At 47.9% G+C, this 16,522-nt stretch carries 10 protein-coding genes; 3 read left to right on the top strand and 7 right to left on the bottom strand.

What is annotated here, in order from left to right; genetic code table 11:
* Nucleotides 1–225: 225 nt before the first annotated feature.
* The 4 genes from MTO69_RS17645 to MTO69_RS17660 form a co-directional block, all read right to left on the bottom strand.
* Nucleotides 226–675 (bottom strand): hypothetical protein, encoded by a 450-nt coding sequence (locus MTO69_RS17645; protein WP_248334740.1) that lies wholly within the window; start codon nucleotides 673–675, stop codon nucleotides 226–228.
* A complete protein-coding gene (gene tssI / locus MTO69_RS17650; protein WP_248334741.1) occupies nucleotides 672–3,692 on the bottom strand; it encodes a type VI secretion system tip protein TssI/VgrG in 3,021 nt (1,006 codons plus the stop codon). Before tssI ends, MTO69_RS17645 begins: the two co-directional genes overlap by 4 nt.
* A gap of 166 nt (nucleotides 3,693–3,858) precedes the next feature.
* Entirely contained in the window at nucleotides 3,859–4,377 is a 519-nt protein-coding gene (locus MTO69_RS17655) for an Hcp family type VI secretion system effector (protein ID WP_248334742.1), read from the bottom strand.
* A gap of 184 nt (nucleotides 4,378–4,561) precedes the next feature.
* On the bottom strand, nucleotides 4,562–5,461 hold the full coding sequence (locus MTO69_RS17660; RefSeq protein WP_248334743.1) for a DMT family transporter: 900 nt from the start codon (nucleotides 5,459–5,461) through the stop codon (nucleotides 4,562–4,564).
* A 236-nt stretch (nucleotides 5,462–5,697) separates the two neighbouring features.
* Between MTO69_RS17660 and MTO69_RS17665 the strand changes: the two genes are divergently transcribed.
* On the top strand, nucleotides 5,698–5,955 hold the full coding sequence (locus MTO69_RS17665) for a DUF2999 family protein (protein WP_248334744.1): 258 nt from the start codon (nucleotides 5,698–5,700) through the stop codon (nucleotides 5,953–5,955).
* A 49-nt stretch (nucleotides 5,956–6,004) separates the two neighbouring features.
* Here the strand turns inward: MTO69_RS17665 and MTO69_RS17670 are convergent, their stop codons facing one another.
* Entirely contained in the window at nucleotides 6,005–6,949 is a 945-nt protein-coding gene (locus MTO69_RS17670; protein ID WP_248334745.1) for an endonuclease/exonuclease/phosphatase family protein, read from the bottom strand.
* 73 nt (nucleotides 6,950–7,022) lie between these two features.
* Complete coding sequence (malZ, locus tag MTO69_RS17675; protein WP_248334746.1) at nucleotides 7,023–8,813, bottom strand: maltodextrin glucosidase; 1,791 nt, start codon at nucleotides 8,811–8,813, stop codon at nucleotides 7,023–7,025.
* Between the two features lie 311 nt (nucleotides 8,814–9,124).
* Here malZ and MTO69_RS17680 point away from each other — a divergent pair, with 311 nt between their 5' ends.
* On the top strand, nucleotides 9,125–10,249 hold the full coding sequence (locus tag MTO69_RS17680) for an efflux RND transporter periplasmic adaptor subunit (protein ID WP_282567528.1): 1,125 nt from the start codon (nucleotides 9,125–9,127) through the stop codon (nucleotides 10,247–10,249).
* Nucleotides 10,250–10,263: 14 nt separating this feature from the next.
* A complete protein-coding gene (locus tag MTO69_RS17685; RefSeq protein WP_248334747.1) occupies nucleotides 10,264–13,419 on the top strand; it encodes an efflux RND transporter permease subunit in 3,156 nt (1,051 codons plus the stop codon).
* Nucleotides 13,420–13,601: 182 nt separating this feature from the next.
* On the opposite strand, the gene gcvP is transcribed toward MTO69_RS17685, so the two are convergent.
* Nucleotides 13,602–16,466 (bottom strand): aminomethyl-transferring glycine dehydrogenase, encoded by a 2,865-nt coding sequence (gene gcvP / locus MTO69_RS17690; RefSeq protein ID WP_248334748.1) that lies wholly within the window; start codon nucleotides 16,464–16,466, stop codon nucleotides 13,602–13,604.
* Nucleotides 16,467–16,522: the final 56 nt, after the last annotated feature.

Consider the following 16,522-nt stretch of genomic DNA (forward strand, 5'->3'; position numbering starts at 1 on the left):
ATAAATTCAGAACTAATGTCAACGAAATTATTAGTGCAATTTATACTTGCACTTGTTTCAAATGAAGTTAGTGCAAAAATAATCAATATGACTCGAATCAACATGTGTCCTTAAGCAGATGTTTACATTTTGATACCGTAGAGTAAGGCTTCGCCTCACTCTATATATTTCCGTTCGAGTTTGTCAGCAATGAGGTAATATGCTGGGATAGTTCATTGTGATCGGTTAATAATAAGTGCAGTCGTAAATTACACTGCTCTTGCTATATAGTTCAGGACCTTTTCCACCTATTTCTGTCCAAGCGTAAGAGTTTGCTAGATTGTCATAAAACCCGTACCAATTAACTATGTAGTCGCGGTTGTTTAATTTTTTCAAGCTAAACATAGGTTTGCTGCTGCTAAAGTTGTCCCAGCTAAGGAAGGCACCAGCACGTCCAATGTTATCTATATTTTTGAAGTAATAAATGTACTCATCGTTGCCTTGGGTTTCATATCTTGTATTTACGTAGATTTGGTTAGAATTTACTTCAACCCTTGCACTGTTTTTGTCTAAAAATGATATAGAAAAGTAGTGATTGTTGCTAGAGCCCGCGTTGTCACAAGTCGCTTGGAGCATGCCCGAGGAAGCTTGAGCAGCAGATGAAAAAATGACTATTGGTAATAAATATTTGATCACTGTAATAACCTCTTGATATCGCCTAATTTAATCTTTAGGTCAGTTACACCAGATTTTTCCTCTTCGAGAAACTTATCGTATAAAGATAGAGCTTCCTTTAACGTTTTGTTCGGCTGACCATATACTCCCGGTGGTAAACTGGCCCATTCCCACGCATATCCAAGACCAGGTGGTGGGTTTAGTGCTTTTTCTATGTCACCTGATATTAAGTACGGCCATCCGTTTTTGCGTTTATGTTTTAATAGTACCACGGCAAAGATATCCTGGTTGCGGGGAGAGAAGTCGTTTATCCCGTATTTGCGCCTATACCTCACCAGTTTCTCATCATCCCACACGTAGCCCATTACTTGGTATGCACCAGCTGCGGTTGATGTGGTTTTTCCAAATGGTATATGTATACGAGGGTGATCACTCCAATCTTTACCGAAGTCTTTGATAAATGATTTTCCTCCAAATAAGGTTTCGTAACCGATATCTCCGATAGTCCCTTCGCCAACACGTAGCATCCTCATAAAGGCTCTAACTCGTAGTTCTTGTTCTGTGTTGAGCTTCTCATACTCCCACCCCTCAACGAGTGCTTCATCCAACCCTAAGATAGTGCCTTTGCCGACAATACCATCGACTGCGCCCACTTGGTACTCAGGGTGGGTGGTGTTGGTGGGCTGGTAGTGTTCTTGGAACAGCTTAACCTGACGCTCAGTCGTGGGACCAAAATGGCCGTCGGCGCCCGCGTTGCCTAGGTCAAAGCCCAGTTCTATCAAAGCGTGTTGAATAAACACAACTTCATCGAGTTTTGAACCTTGCTTGTAGGAAGGAACTTCACGGTTCGCGAGTTTTTCGAGTGGTGGCGATTGTTTGAGTAGCGATGACTTTAGAATCGGTGTTTGGTGGTGTTGCTCATCACTAGAGGCACTCTCCGTTTGACTAGCAGGTGTGGCAGACACGGCTTGTCGTTCGTCGTCAGCTTGTGCAGTTTCGGCCGCTGGCACGTTTAGCGTAGTGATCACATTGGCCGTGGCGCTTTGTTTTGAGGCGTTAACCTCTAGCGGCTTCAATTCTGAAACTTCAATGGCATTGGCGAGTGTTTTTGGTAGCTCCGCAACTTGGCCTGCATAACCGCTGCCACTTCCTGCGCTTCCTCCTGAGTTTAGATTGACGCCAGCCCCTGAGAGATGAACGCCTGCAGGATCGATCTTAACGAAGCTTCCAGCGGCTTTTAACGTGATTTCGCTACCAGCTTCGATAACCACTTTGTTGCCGGCTTTAATGTGGATTTCAGAGCCTGACTCGTTCACCCATACTTTCCCTGTTTTGAGATGCAATGCTCCCTGGACAATCAGCGTTTGATCTTGGCCAACTTGGGTTCGCTTGTCCCCTGATACGGTTTCGTGTCGATTGTTTTGCACGCGCTCAAAGTAGTGGTTATGAACCTTGATATGTTGATCGTGTTTGATGTGGGTGGTCGCATTGTGCTCGACCTCGATATCGAAGTCTTTTTGGGCGTGGATAAAGACTTGTTCATGGTCAGCTTGATCCTCAAAACTGAGCTCATTGTAACCTTCACCTTGATGGGTTTCTGTGCGAAGAACCGTTTTGGTTTTATGCTCAGGCAGCGAATAGGGTGAAGTATTGGTGACATGATAGGTTCGCCCAGTAATGATAGGCTGATCGGGGTCACCATTTAAGCACTCTACGATAACCTCATGGCCCACTCTGGGTATGGCCATAATGCCATATTGGCTACCAGCCCAACCTTGCGATACGCGAACCCAACACGAGCTGTGTTCATCGCCCTCTGAGTATCGGTCCCAGGGCATTTGGACTTTAACTCGACCGTATTCATCGCAGTAGATTTCCTCTCCTTCAGGACCAACGACAGTGGCCATCATCGGGCCGTCCACGACAGGTTTGACCATCGGCTCTGACTGCCAATTTTGCTCGCTCGATATTGCAACAAACTGGTTGTGGTATGTCGTTGCGCCAGAGCCCGCTTCTTCTTCGAGTGCTTGAGGCTGAGTGCCCTGATGCGTGGCTTTGACGACTAGCCACTCACGGTTGAGGGACGTCTCTGGGTGGTCAATGAGCGGTAATCGATAACCTGGCTGAACGGCTGCTACATTGCTTTTACAGTGGATGAGTTTTGCATCACGGCGCAAAAACTCAAGCCGGGCAGTGTTGATCATTTTGCCTGAGGCATCGCTTTTAAATCGGCCTGGGGCATCGAAGTGTTCATAATCTTGGCTTTGATAGTCGCAATCTGTGGCGAGAGCCGTTTGCTGAAATGAGTAAGTGGGCTTTTTAAAACTCTGGTCTTTCAGTAGCACAGAGCTCGGCGCAATTTGGGTGTCGACACTGAGGCTAGATATATACTCTTGACTGGTTACCGTGCTGCTTAGTCCATTGTAGGTGGCTGGGGTCGTCATTGTTGGCAAACAAGAATTGCTGTCACTAAACAGCAGAGTATGTTTGCCTTGCTCAAACACAAAACTATACACCATGCCTTCTTCTGCCGCGATCCTATGCAGGAAGTCTAAATCGGTTTCTCGGTACTGAACACAGTATTCGCGCTGCGGATGGTCGTTTTTCAGTGAGAATGCGAAGTCATCGATATTCATCTCTTGCAGCAATATAGAGATAATTTCAGGGACGGTATTGAACTGGAAAATGCGACTGTTTTGGCGCAGAGACAGACGTTCCAGTGCTGGTACTAAAGTCAGTGCGTAGAAAGTGTGGTGATGTCCGGTGTCGCCCTTTGAAAAACTTCGAGCAATGCCGTGAACGGTTTTCACCCGTACGGAGTCACGATATAGGTTAAGTTGTACCGACTTATCAACTACGTCCTCGGCTGTAAGCCGAGCATTGCGGCTGGCCAGTTGAATATCGTAGTAATAACCATTGCACAGTTGGCCGTCTGCTTGGGTATGGTGAGAGAGAGACTCGCTGCCGTGGAACTCTCTGACGACAAATGCCTCAGCGTCGAGTCCTTCAACAGTGAGATTGAAATTGAGTTTGGTCATAAACTTCGCCCTAGGTAATCGCCACTACCAACCTCTGTTTGGCACTGCATTCAAATTTGGCTTAACCAGATCGGTATAAAACCCTAATCAAGACACATCCGCTAGCTGCGTCTTGATTAGGGTTGTCAATAGCCCACCTAAAGGTGGGCTAAAACCAAGCGTTAGATTACGCTTCGATAGGCTTACGCCAGTCGTCAGAGCCAGACGTACCTGCGTTAACGTGATCCCAAGTGATCTTACGGTAAGACATGGACACAGTTAGGTTCTGTGTGAAGTCAGCCATTGAAGGATCTTGACAGTGTGGCATTTCGCAACGAATGTCGACGATTGATGCATTCTCTAGCTTAGTGGTGAAGAAGTTCTCTTGTTTACCTTCGATTGAAGTGCGGTACCACTTTAGCTCAACAGTCTTCATTTTTTCGCCAGAAGAAAGTGCGTTGTAAAGTAGTGGTACTGCTTTGTTTAGAGAAACAGTGAATTGGAATGGCTTGTGAACACGTTGGCCTGAAGGTTGACCAGATTGAGGGTCAGTTGGAACGGTTACGACGTGGTCAAACTTTTGAACCAGCATTTCATCTTCGTGACCTTCTACAAACGAATCACCGATAGAATCAGCAGTACATGCGCCTGCAGTAATTAGACCCTGAGTTTCACCTTCGATAGAGATATAACATGGAGTTGGCATAGCAATCCTTTCCTTTAGTGTGTTTGTTTAACATGTGAATGTGATGACTAAAGGGCAATTGTTATGCCTGATTTTAATGTTATTAAATATCAATCACTTACGTTTTTTGGCTTCTCCGGCTGAGCAAATTTTTACCTAGCATAAGCAAAAACACGTTGTTCAATGAGCAATATGTTGTGATCCGTTATCCACGTTGGAAAGGGCGCAGTAACTGATGGCCGAAGACATTGATCAAGGCTCCAGTCACAATCAAGCCACCGCCAAGGAAGGTCCATATTGACGGGATCTCATCAAAGATCCACACACCAAGCAGCGCGGAAAAGACGATTTGAATATAGGAATAGGCGGAGGCTTTCCCCGCAGCTTGAGTTTGCATCGCTTTGGTCAATCCGTACTGACCAATCTGAGTAAAAATACCCACCAGGACCAACAACAGCGTCAGGTAGAGGCTGGGCCAAACAAAGTTATCCCAAATGAGCAGCAAAGAGACAGGCAGCGCGATCAGTGGAAAATACATGATGATTACCGAGCTGTCTTCGGTTTGGCTTAGTTTCCGCACGATTACATAGGCAACCGAGCTCCCCAGAGCGCCGAGTAGCGCCGTCATCACGCTAAACAGCGGCAGTTCATACTCTATCCCGCTATTTAGGCTGGGCTGAATCATAAAGCCAAGTCCCGCCAAACAAAACACGATGCAGATGATAGTGGAGGTTTGAATTCGTTCTTTCAGTAAAACCAACCCGAGCAACGCGGTAAATACGGGATGAACATACTGTAAGATGGTCGCCTCGGCCAAAGGCAGTGTCGTGACCGAGTAGTAAACACACATCAGGGCAAAGGTACCGATAACGCCACGCACAAGCAGCAAAGACTTGTTATTGCCCCAGGGCGAGAGTCTCTTGCGTTTGACATCAAGATAGCTGATGACCAGTGACACCAAGGCGCGCGCCGCCACGATTTCAAACACCGGAATACCATAGTGGCTTACATACTTGACGCAGGCTGACATCAGCGCAAACCCAAGCGCAGAGAGCAGCATGAATCGAACCCCAACCGGGACTTGAGTGTAAACTTGGCCAAGCATGGTATCGCCTTGATGATAATCGTTGTTAGCCAGGCAGGATAAAGGATGTCGTTTGGGGTTGCCAGAGAAAGTCGGTCATGTCTTTGTTTTCTAGCGCATTGAATGGCGTAGCGGTATAACGAGCGGCAGATTTTTAAGGTCAATCATATAAGGTGTCAATGCTGATTCAGCTACAAATCGCTGCAAGCCGGTGCTAGACTGCGCAGGGTATTTTACTGAGCAACATAGGTAACCTGATGAATCCAATTATTGCATTGTTGAAAGAGAACAATATAAGCGATGAGCAAATTAACCAACTGTTCCAAACGCTAACGGACAATCCATTGGCGGCGATGGGGACGCTTGGCCAACTTGGATTACCACAAGATAAGCTGCAACTTTTGATGGGCCAAGTGATGCAAAATCCCGCGTTGATCAAACAAGCAGTAGAAGAGTTAGGGCTGGACTTTTCTAAAGTGGAGCAGGCGAAAGCCAAACTTCAGCAGCCATCTTAATGGCAAGTTCTGTCACCCAATAGGCCGTGCAATAGCGCGGCCTGTTTGTTTATAAAACAAAGCGAAGGGTGACGGCAACAAACGCATGGTCGCTGGCATTTTTATCATTTTCGTAAACAGGATTGATTAGGTGTTGATCAAGCACCGTCACGCCGCTCACATCAGCTAAAGATTGGGCTGAGTGAGGTTGAAACTCTTGTGACAGCAAAATGTAATCAAGCACGTTGCCGGTACTGAAATGATAATGAGTCGCGGGTCTATGGGTAGGCACCGGATTTTGCAATTCCCAGCAATCAGTCAACGCCAATGTCGCATCGTCCGACTCGATTGGGCTAATTAGCGGGGCAAGCGTATCACTGCTTAAGCTTTGATTAAAATCACCCATTAATGCGGTCGGCATTGGACGCTGTTGATACTGCTGCTGCATAAACAGCCGTAACAGCAGCGCTTCCCACCCTCGCTGCTGCGCCGATAACCACCTTCCTACCAGAGGTTGTGCACTTTGTTCATCAATGCTTTCAGTCGCCCGCTGTGATTTTAGGTGGCAAACGTAAACACCAACTTCACCAATGTTAGGCACATTCACAATACAAAAAATCGGCTGACGGCTAAATGTAGGAGGTGAGATTTGATATCCCTGATAGATAGACGAGCTAGGGGGAACGGCTTGTACGTGTTTCAATGGGTAGCGTGATGCTACAGCTACCACAGGGTGTGAGAAAATGTACTCATCGGTCACCTCAGGGGTGTCGACCGTAGCAAAGTAGTGGTAACCCATTTGCGCCATCAACGTCTTGGCAGCATCAATACTAAACACTTCTTGCAAGCCGACAATATCGGCATCAAGCGCTAAAAGCTGTTGTTCGGTCCAGCGGCATTTGTCGAGCCACTGCTGCCGATCATAGATATTATCAAACTGATAAAACGCATTGGGTGGCTCGACAAAGTTAAACAGGTTCGCCGTCGCCAGCGTCAGTGTCTGATTGGTCAGCAAAGAGATTCCTCATATTGAACATCCTTGTTCAGTGTAACACTGAGAAAAGTAGAAAGTCGTTACCCTCGCTAAGTTAAACGACCAAACTCTGCATGGGGCCAATCAATAGTTTGCTAGTCGATAGGTTTAGAAGCTCAGTCTGCTCAGCAGATAGAGACACGTCTTTTTCGACTTGCGAAAGGTTAATGCCCACCAGTACCGTATCTTCACTACAGGTTCGAGCAAATACCAAGCACGCCTCATCGCAGTAGAGTTCGATGTAACTGCCATAGCGAAGGGCAGGGCGCGTTTTTCTTAGCTCAATCTGCTGCTTAAAAAAGGGCAGAAGCTCTGACTGGTGCAACTTATCCCACTCCATACATCGGCGATTGTCCGGATCCGCCCCACCTTGCATGCCAATTTCGGTGCCATAATAGAGACAGGGCGTGCCGACATAAGTAAACAAGAAGGTGACGGCGATCTTAAACAGCGCTTGGTTTTGGTCTAACAGAGTAAAGAAGCGCGGGGTATCGTGACTATCTAACTGATTGAGCTGAGCAAGCTGATTATCCCAAGGTATTTTTGCCCTTGCTTCGGCCAGCCAGTCTCTAAACTCAAACATAGTGATGCTAATGGGGTCGAGCGCTATATCTTTGTTTGCCAATAGTGCACGCAGTGGATGGGCAAAGCCGTAGTAGTTCATCGAGCCGTCTTCTTGGTCGCCTTGCAGCCACGAAGAGGCTTCAAAAAAGTGCTCACCCAATACATAGCTATCAGGATTGACGGCCTTCGCCGAGTCGCGAAATGCCTTCACGTAGTGGGCATTATTTTTCGCGCCCTCGCCCTCTCCGAGCATGTGAATCACGTCAAATCGCCAGCCATCGATATTGTAGGGTGGTTTGAGCCAATATTTGATGATTGAATCTTCTGATTGGTAAATGGCGTCTCGGACCTTTGCGTTTTCGAAGTTTAATACAGGTAAGCTTTTGACTCCTTTCCAACCAATGTATTGTTGGCTATCCCCCGCAAAGAAGTAATAGTCTCGATAGCGTGATTGGCTCGATTGATATGCGCCTGGGTCTTGATGCCAACCTAAGCGATTGAACCAAGGGTGCTCGGTTGAGGTATGATTGAACACAGCGTCTAATACTATCTTCATTCCACGCTGGTGGGTGTCACCGCACAGCGCGGCGAAGTGTTCATTGTTGCCAAGGTGAGGGTCGACATTGTAGTAGTCCATCGTGTCGTATCTATGGTTACTTGGCGATGCAAAAATCGGGTTGAGATACAGAGTAGTGATGCCTAGCTCTTGTAGATAATCGAGCTTGTGCTCAACGCCGTAAAGGTCACCACCGTAGAACTCGTATCCGCCGTTTCCGCTCTGGTTGTCGACGGGTTCCTCCCACTGCTTGGCGACTATGGTTTTTCGCTCATCAGCGACTTGATACTCATTGTCTTGAGTGCTGATTTCAGGTTTGCCGTTGCAAAAACGGTCCGGGAAAATTTGGTAAAAAACTTGATGTTTGACCCAGCTTGGAGGCCGCTGGTCCGGGTTAATTTTGAAGTGTTTTTCTAGGCCAGGCATACGGTTAGTCACGCCCCAGGCGCTCAACCAATACTGCTGCTTCTCAAGGATTAATTTAAAGGTGTAACTATTGAGTGGTTGATCATGACGCAGTTCAAACTCACCTTGCCAGTATCGCAAATGTTCGGTCTCTTGAATGACGGACATGGCGGCAAAGTACTCTTCATTGTCCGGTTCGTGACGAATCAGCACTTGATGAAACGGCGTGGTTTTATCGGTGGCTAAGGTGAGCGTGAGCTTACGACGCTCAAGGGTCACCCATGGGGTGGTTTGTCCATGATAGAGAAAAGGAAAAGACATTGAAGCTCCTGAAAGTAGCAGGTCGGAATGCTGAAAAATTATAGCGTCTGCCTTGGCTTCACTGCGTCAGTATCTCTCGATTGTGTGCATAGTTTGGCATTTTGTGTCAGCCATATGTGTAGCAAAACTAAGTAATGGGTGTTTTGTGCGCACAAAGCTCAATTAGTGAGCTGTTTGTCACATCGCGAAACAAATAGTCTAATAAAATTGGCTAGATAGAGTGAATTCGATGCGAGTAATCATGTCTATAGTGGTTCTGACAATTGACTACAGTTATCAGTGGATGAATAGTTACTTAAAAGGCTGACATAATGAAGAAAATTATCCTTATCCCTTTGCTTGCCAGCGCTTTGTTGGTGGGGTGTGGCGATCCTGCGATTCAAGCTCAACAGGCCGCCGCTCCGGTGGTGGTGGTCGAGACAGTTTCGCAAATTCCGTATCAAAACAATAAGACATTTGTTGGGCGGATTGAAGCAATTGAAGACACCAGCATTACCGCGCAAGTGACAGGTTACTTACAGCAGCGTCACTTTATCGAAGGGCAGATGGTTGAAATGGGCGATCTACTCTACACTATCGAACCCTCTTCATTTGAGGCGCAAGTTGCAACGGCTAAAGCAGCGTTGACGCACGCCAATGCGGAACTGAAAAAAGCCAGTCTAGATATCAACCGTGGTAAAAAACTGCTGCCGAAAGGCGGTATCTCCCAATCAGAGTTCGATAACCTGACCGCAAAATTATTGGGAGCAGAAGCACAAGTTGAGGCCGCCCAATCTCAGCTCAATTTGGCCGAAGTGAACTTATCTTACACGGAAATTAAAGCGCCATTTAGTGGGCGTATCAGCCAGAGTAAAGTTAGCCAAGGAGACCTAGTTTCTCCTTCTGCTGGTGTACTTGCGACGTTAGTGAGCCTCGAACCAGTACACGCAATTTTCAGCGTCAGTGAACGGGAACGACTTAACTTAAGTTTGGATAAACTTAAAGCGTCCGAGGAGCAAACCGCGGAGTTGGTCGAGGTTCAGGTGATCCTAGAGAACAATCAACGTTATGAGCACCTGGGCAGCATTGATTACGCCGGTAACCGAATTAACCTCGACACTGGCACGCTGGATCTACGCGCGGTAGTGCCGAATCCAGACTATCGTTTATTGCCGGGTCAAAATATTCGAGTCGAACTTCGTGAAAAGAATAAGCAGAACGTTACTGTTGTGCCAAGGCGTGCGGTGCAAACCGATTTAGGCGGAAACTTCGTGATGGTAATGACTGAAGGCGAGGTAGCAGAGCGACGTGATGTGGAGCTAGGAATGCAAACTGAGCAAGGCGTGATCATCTCGAACGGCCTTGAGCCCGGTGAAACTATCATTACTCAGGGATTGCAGCGTGTCCGCAACGGCATGAACGTGCAGATACAGGGCTCTGAAACAGAAACCAAGTAATAAGGGACGCTATTATGCTTAGTCGCTTTTTTATCCAGCGCCCTAAATTTGCGTTGGTGATTTCAATAATACTCTCCTTGGCTGGGGGTATATCGTTGCTCGCTTTACCAGTGGCCGAGTACCCATTAATTAGTCCGCCCTCCGTCAGCGTGACCGCAACATACAGTGGCGCCAGCGCCGAAGTTGTCGAACAGGCTATTGCCGACCCGATAGAATCATCGGTCAATGGAGTGGAGGATATGATTTATATGTCCTCTAAGTCTTCCAACGACGGTTCATATAGCTTAACTGTGACTTTCGATGTGGGTACCGACCCCGATCAGGCTCAGGTTAACGTTCAGAACCGTGTGACACAAGTGACGGCCAAGTTACCTCAGGAAGTACGCCAAGTTGGTGTGACGGTTGAAAAACGCTCGCCCGACTTATTGATGGTGCTGAACTTCTTTTCACCAGACGGTAAATATGATGACCAGTTTTTGGTTAACTACATTAACCTGAATGTGAAGGATCAACTCGCTCGAGTTACCGGGATAAGCAACGTTAACGTTATTGGTGGTGGTGAGTTCGCGATGCGGGTGTGGTTGGATCCAGACAAAATGGCCGGTCTGGGCCTAACATCTTCAGATGTCAGTGCAGCGTTAGCGGAACAGAACGTGCAGGTTGCGGCTGGGCGTATTGGTGCGGCGCCATACAGCAATGCTCAAGATGTTCAATTTAACTTAGTAACTAAAGGTCGTTTGGAGTCTGTAGAAGAGTTTGAAAACATTGTGTTACGGGCAAACTCAGACGGTTCGAGTATCTACCTTCGCGATGTAGCCCGAGTCGAACTGGGTAAAAAGTTCTACGACGCAAATGGTAAGTTTCGCGGACAAGATGCGGCGATCGTAACCCTGTCATTGCAGTCTGGCGCCAACGCGCTGCAAAGCGGTGAAGCGGTAATGAGCTTGCTTGACAATTTAAGTGCCAACTTCCCCGACGGAATGAAGTATGAAACCAGCTATGATACGACCTTATTTGTTTCTGAGTCGATTAAGGGTGTGGTCACCACACTGATCCAAGCTGTTCTACTGGTTATCGTGGTGACTTATGCGTTTCTTGGTAGCGCTCGCGCAACATTGATCCCCGTTGTCGCGATCCCTGTATCTTTGGTCGGAACATTTGCCGTGATGTTGGCGGCGGGTTTCACTATCAATACTGTCACGCTGTTTGGTTTGATATTGGCAATCGGTATCGTTGTAGATGACGCTATTTTGGTGATTGAAAATGTCGATACCATCATGCGCAATGACCCGAGTATATCACCACGTAAAGCTACATTAATGGCAATGAAAGAAGTCACCGGCCCTATCATTACATCAACGATGGTATTACTGGCGGTCTTCTTGCCCGTTGCTATGTTGCCGGGCATTACTGGCATTATGTATCGCCAGTTTGCGTTGACCATCTGTATTTCGGTGATCATTTCCTCGATTAATGCACTAACCCTATCACCAGCACTCTGTTCTTTGGTGTTGAAACAGGGCGCAGATAACAGCGCTGCTTGGTTCAAGGCCTTCAACAGAGGCATCGATAAAGTGACCGCTAAATACGGCTCTCTTGCTGGGTTCTTAGTCAAACGTTCATTAGTGCTTGTGGTGTTGTTTGGCGTTGCATTAGGCTCGGTAACCCTGCTGGCGAAATCGACTTCTTCTGCTTTCGTACCACAGGAAGACAAAGGGATTCTGTTGATTAACGTGCAATTGCCTGATGCAGCCTCATTGTCTCGGACTGAAGCCGTATCGGAAAAGCTACTTGAACTTCTTGAACAAGAGCCGGGAATCGATGGTATTACCGTGGCCAATGGCTATGCATTCCTGACTGGTGCAGCGGCATCAAACGGTGCGTCTCTGTTTGTTAAGTTGTTCGACTGGGATACCCGCAATGCAATGGAAGGCGACCAGTCTGCCAATGCCATTGTAGCTCGAATTAATGCTCGGTCAGCGCGAGAAATTCCAGAAGCGGTAGTTTTTGCTTTGGGGCCGCCAGCCGTTCCAGGTATGGGAACCGGCTCTGGATTTGAGTTTGTCCTCGAAGATACCTTGGGTCGCAGTCGTAGTGATTTAGCAATTGTAATGAACGATGTGATCCAAGAGGCAATGAAGCAACCTGAAGTGGGGTCAGCGTTTAGTACTTTTAGGGCTAATGTTCCGCACTACTACTTGGATATCGACCGTGAAAAAGCCAAACAGCTCGGCATTCCGCTGGGCAATGTGTTTGGTACTTTGCAGGCAAATTTAGGTTCTGTGTACGTCAACGATTTTACCATGTTTGGTAAAAACTTTCGGGTGACCATGCAGGCCGACAGCCAATATCGAAGCGGCATGCAAGATTTGGAGCGTTTCCATGTCCGGTCGTCGACTGGCAAGATGATCCCCCTGAGTACGCTAGTGAGTTACGAGCAAGTCTTTGAACCGGATGTAGCGTGGCGTTACAACATGTATCGTAGTGCCGTAATTCAAGGTCAACCTGCGCTAGGTTACTCTAGTGGTGACGCTCTCGACGCGATGGAAAGGGTTGCGGCGAAAGTGCTGCCGCAAGGTTATCAGTTTGAGTGGACAGGTTTGGCGTATCAGGAAATTTTAGCCGGTAACCAAGCTGTGTATGCTTTCGCCCTAGCATTGATATTTATCTACCTGTTTATGGTCGCGCAATATGAGAGTTGGACAATTCCGTTGGCCATTATCTTGGTGGTGCCGGTAGCGACGCTAGGGACGTTTCTCGCCTTGAAACTGACCGGGACCGCGCTCAATCTGTACGCACAAATTGGCTTGGTTCTCTTGATAGCGCTCGCTTCTAAGAACGCCATTCTTATCGTCGAGTTTGCCAAAATCGAGCGAGAAGAAAAAGAGGACCCTATCGAGCAAGCTGCGGTTCAAGGCGGTAAACTGCGTTTTCGCGCTGTCAACATGACGTCCTGGTCTTTCATACTAGGTATCTTGCCGCTGATTTTTGCATCGGGAGCAGGTTCAATTAGTCAGAACTCTTTGGGTGTTTCGTTATTGGGGGGCTTATTATGTGTACTACTGGCTGGTACGTTACTCATCCCAGGCTTCTTTGCGGTGGTACAACGACTGCGAGAGAAATACCATGGTGGTAGTACTAAACTTCAACCTATAGAAGACGACGACTAACACTAGCGGCTTATTAGGCCAAGACATATTCGCGTTTTCCAATAGCCTTGCCGCATCGCGACAAGGCTATTGGTATCCCTCTTAAAAGAAAAGGCGAACCAAACGGTTCGCCTTTTTTATTGAAGTTAGTTCCCAACTTAGTTATCGGTTTCCAACTCGGTTATCTGTGATCAAGTAAAACATCACTCTTCGTAGCTGTCGATACTTGGGCAAGAACAGATCAAGTTGCGATCCCCATAGACGTTATCGACGCGGTTCACCGTTGGCCAGTATTTCCAAGATTTGGTTGCCGGTGATGGGAAACAGCCAATTTCACGAGAGTATGGGCGATCCCAGTCATCTTTCGCTAGGTCAACTTGGGTGTGAGGCGCGTTCACTAAAGGGTTGTTATCTAGTGGCCATACACCTTCTTTTACCTTGGCCATTTCTTCACGAATCGCAATCATCGCGTCACAGAAGCGGTCGATCTCTTCAAGATCTTCTGACTCCGTTGGCTCGACCATCAGCGTGCCCGCAACAGGGAACGACATGGTTGGCGCGTGGAAACCGTAGTCCATTAGACGCTTAGCGATGTCTTCTTCGCTGATACCGGTTTCTTCTTTCAGTGGACGAATGTCGATAATACACTCGTGCGCGACGCGGCCGTTTGTACCACGGTACAGAACCGGGTAGTGAGGGCGTAGGCGCTCCATCATGTAGTTCGCGTTTAGAATGGCAACTTTGGTTGCATCGGTTAGGCCAGCTTCGCCCATCATCGCGATGTAAGCCCAAGAGATTGGTAGGATAGAAGCACTACCTAAGTCAGCCGCTGACACGGCAAACTCTTCGCCCTCAACACCATTTTCGATGTGACCTGGTAGGAAAGGCGCCAGGTGCGATTTCACACCAATAGGACCCATACCCGGACCACCGCCACCGTGTGGGATACAGAAGGTTTTGTGCAGGTTCAAGTGAGAAACGTCAGAGCCAATCAGACCAGGCGACGTTAGGCCGACCTGAGCGTTCATGTTGGCGCCGTCTAGATACACTTGACCGCCCGCGGCATGAACCATCTCACACACTTCTTTCACTTGCTCTTCGTACACGCCGTGCGTTGAAGGGTAAGTGATCATGATGCTAGATAGGTTTTCAGCGTGTTTTTCGATTTTCGCTGCTAGATCGGCAATATCGATGTTGCCATCTTCATCACACTTAACCACAACCACTTTCATCGATACCATTGATGCTGTCGCTGGGTTGGTACCGTGCGCTGAGCTTGGTATCAGACACACGTTGCGGTGGCCTTCGCCACGGCTCTCATGGTAGCGCTGAATCGCAATAAGACCAGCATACTCACCTGATGCGCCCGAGTTAGGCTGTAGTGAGAAGTGATCGTAGCCAGTGATTTCACACAGCTTCTCTTTCAGATCTTTCGCTAGCGCAGAGTAACCCACTGCTTGCTCGATTGGTGCAAATGGGTGGATAGAGCCAAACTCAGGCCAAGTGACAGGAATCATCTCAGCGGCAGCGTTGAGCTTCATGGTACAGCTGCCCAGTGGGATCATACCGTGAGTCAACGAGAAGTCTTTGTTCTCTAGCTGCTTTAGGTAACGCATCATCTGCGTTTCGCTGTGGTGTGTGTTGAACACAGGGTGAGTCAGGTACTTAGAAGTACGACGCAGTGATTCTGGGATCGCAGCGAACTCGTTAGCGGCAATTTCAGATGACAGTAGATTCACTTTTTGGTTAACACCAAAGACCGCGAATAATGCTTCGATGTCGGCAGTTGTGGTCGTCTCATCAAAGCTCACGCCAAGCTGATTTGGCAGCTTACGTAAGTTGATCTCTGCCGCTTGAGCTTTAGCGTATAGCGCTTCGGTCTGCTCACCAGAGTTGATGGTGATGGTGTCGAAGAAGCTGTTGTGCGCCAGCTCAAAGCCCGATTTCGTCAGACCAGCGGCTAAAATAGCCGTCATGTGGTGAGTGCGACGAGCAATAGTACGCAAGCCTTCAGCGCCGTGATAGACCGCGTAGAACGATGCCATGTTTGCCAGCAGTGCTTGAGCGGTACAGATGTTAGATGTCGCTTTCTCGCGGCGGATGTGCTGCTCACGAGTTTGCATCGCCATACGCAAAGCTTGGTTGCCGTTAGCGTCGATAGAGACACCGATAACACGACCAGGCATAGTACGTTTGTGCTTGTCACGGGTTGCCATAAATGCAGCGTGTGGACCACCGTAACCCATAGGAACACCGAAGCGCTGCGCTGAGCCGATCACTACATCCGCGCCCATTTCACCTGCAGGCTTAAGTAGAGCTGAAGCGAGTAGGTCGGTAGCCACCGTGACTAGGGTTTTGTTGGCTTGTGCTTTAGCGATGATGTCCGTTAGGTCGCGAACTTCACCCGTGGTGCCTGGGTATTGAACCAGCGCACCAAAGACATCTTGCTCTGGGAGTGATTCTAGTGAGCCGACTAGCACTTCAAAGCCGATGTATTTAGCACGAGTTTTCACCACTTCAAGGGTTTGTGGGTGCACATCATCGGCGACAAAGAACACGTTACTCTTACTTTTGCCTGCACGTTTACATAGCGTCATGGCTTCTGCAGCTGCGGTTGCTTCGTCAAGTAGCGAAGCATTGGCGATGTCCATTGCCGTTAGATCCATCACCATCTGCTGGAAGTTTAGTAGCGCTTCAAGGCGGCCTTGCGAAATCTCGGGTTGATAAGGGGTATACGCCGTGTACCAACCTGGATTTTCCAGCACGTTACGCAGAATCACGTTCGGCGTGAAGGTGTTGTAGTAACCTTGACCAATAAACGTACGTTTAATTTGGTTTTGATCGGCAAACTCGCGCATGGCAACCAGCATGTCTGCTTCGCTTTTCGCTTCGGCCAGTGTCATCGGTTTTTCTAGGCGAATTTGCGCTGGAACAGTTTCATCAATCAACGCATCTAGATTCGCAACGTTGATCGCGTCCAACATTTTCTGTTGGTCAGATTTGTTTGGGCCGTTGTGGCGAGCAACGAACTCATTTTGTGTGCTGAGGCTTTGAAGTAATTCAGTCATTGTCCTTTACCTAATCCATCGTTCGGCTATGGGGTCATTACTGACACTATTATTTG

This window comes from Vibrio sinaloensis, assembly GCF_023195835.1.
Taxonomy (GTDB): Bacteria; Pseudomonadota; Gammaproteobacteria; order Enterobacterales; family Vibrionaceae; genus Vibrio; species Vibrio sinaloensis_C.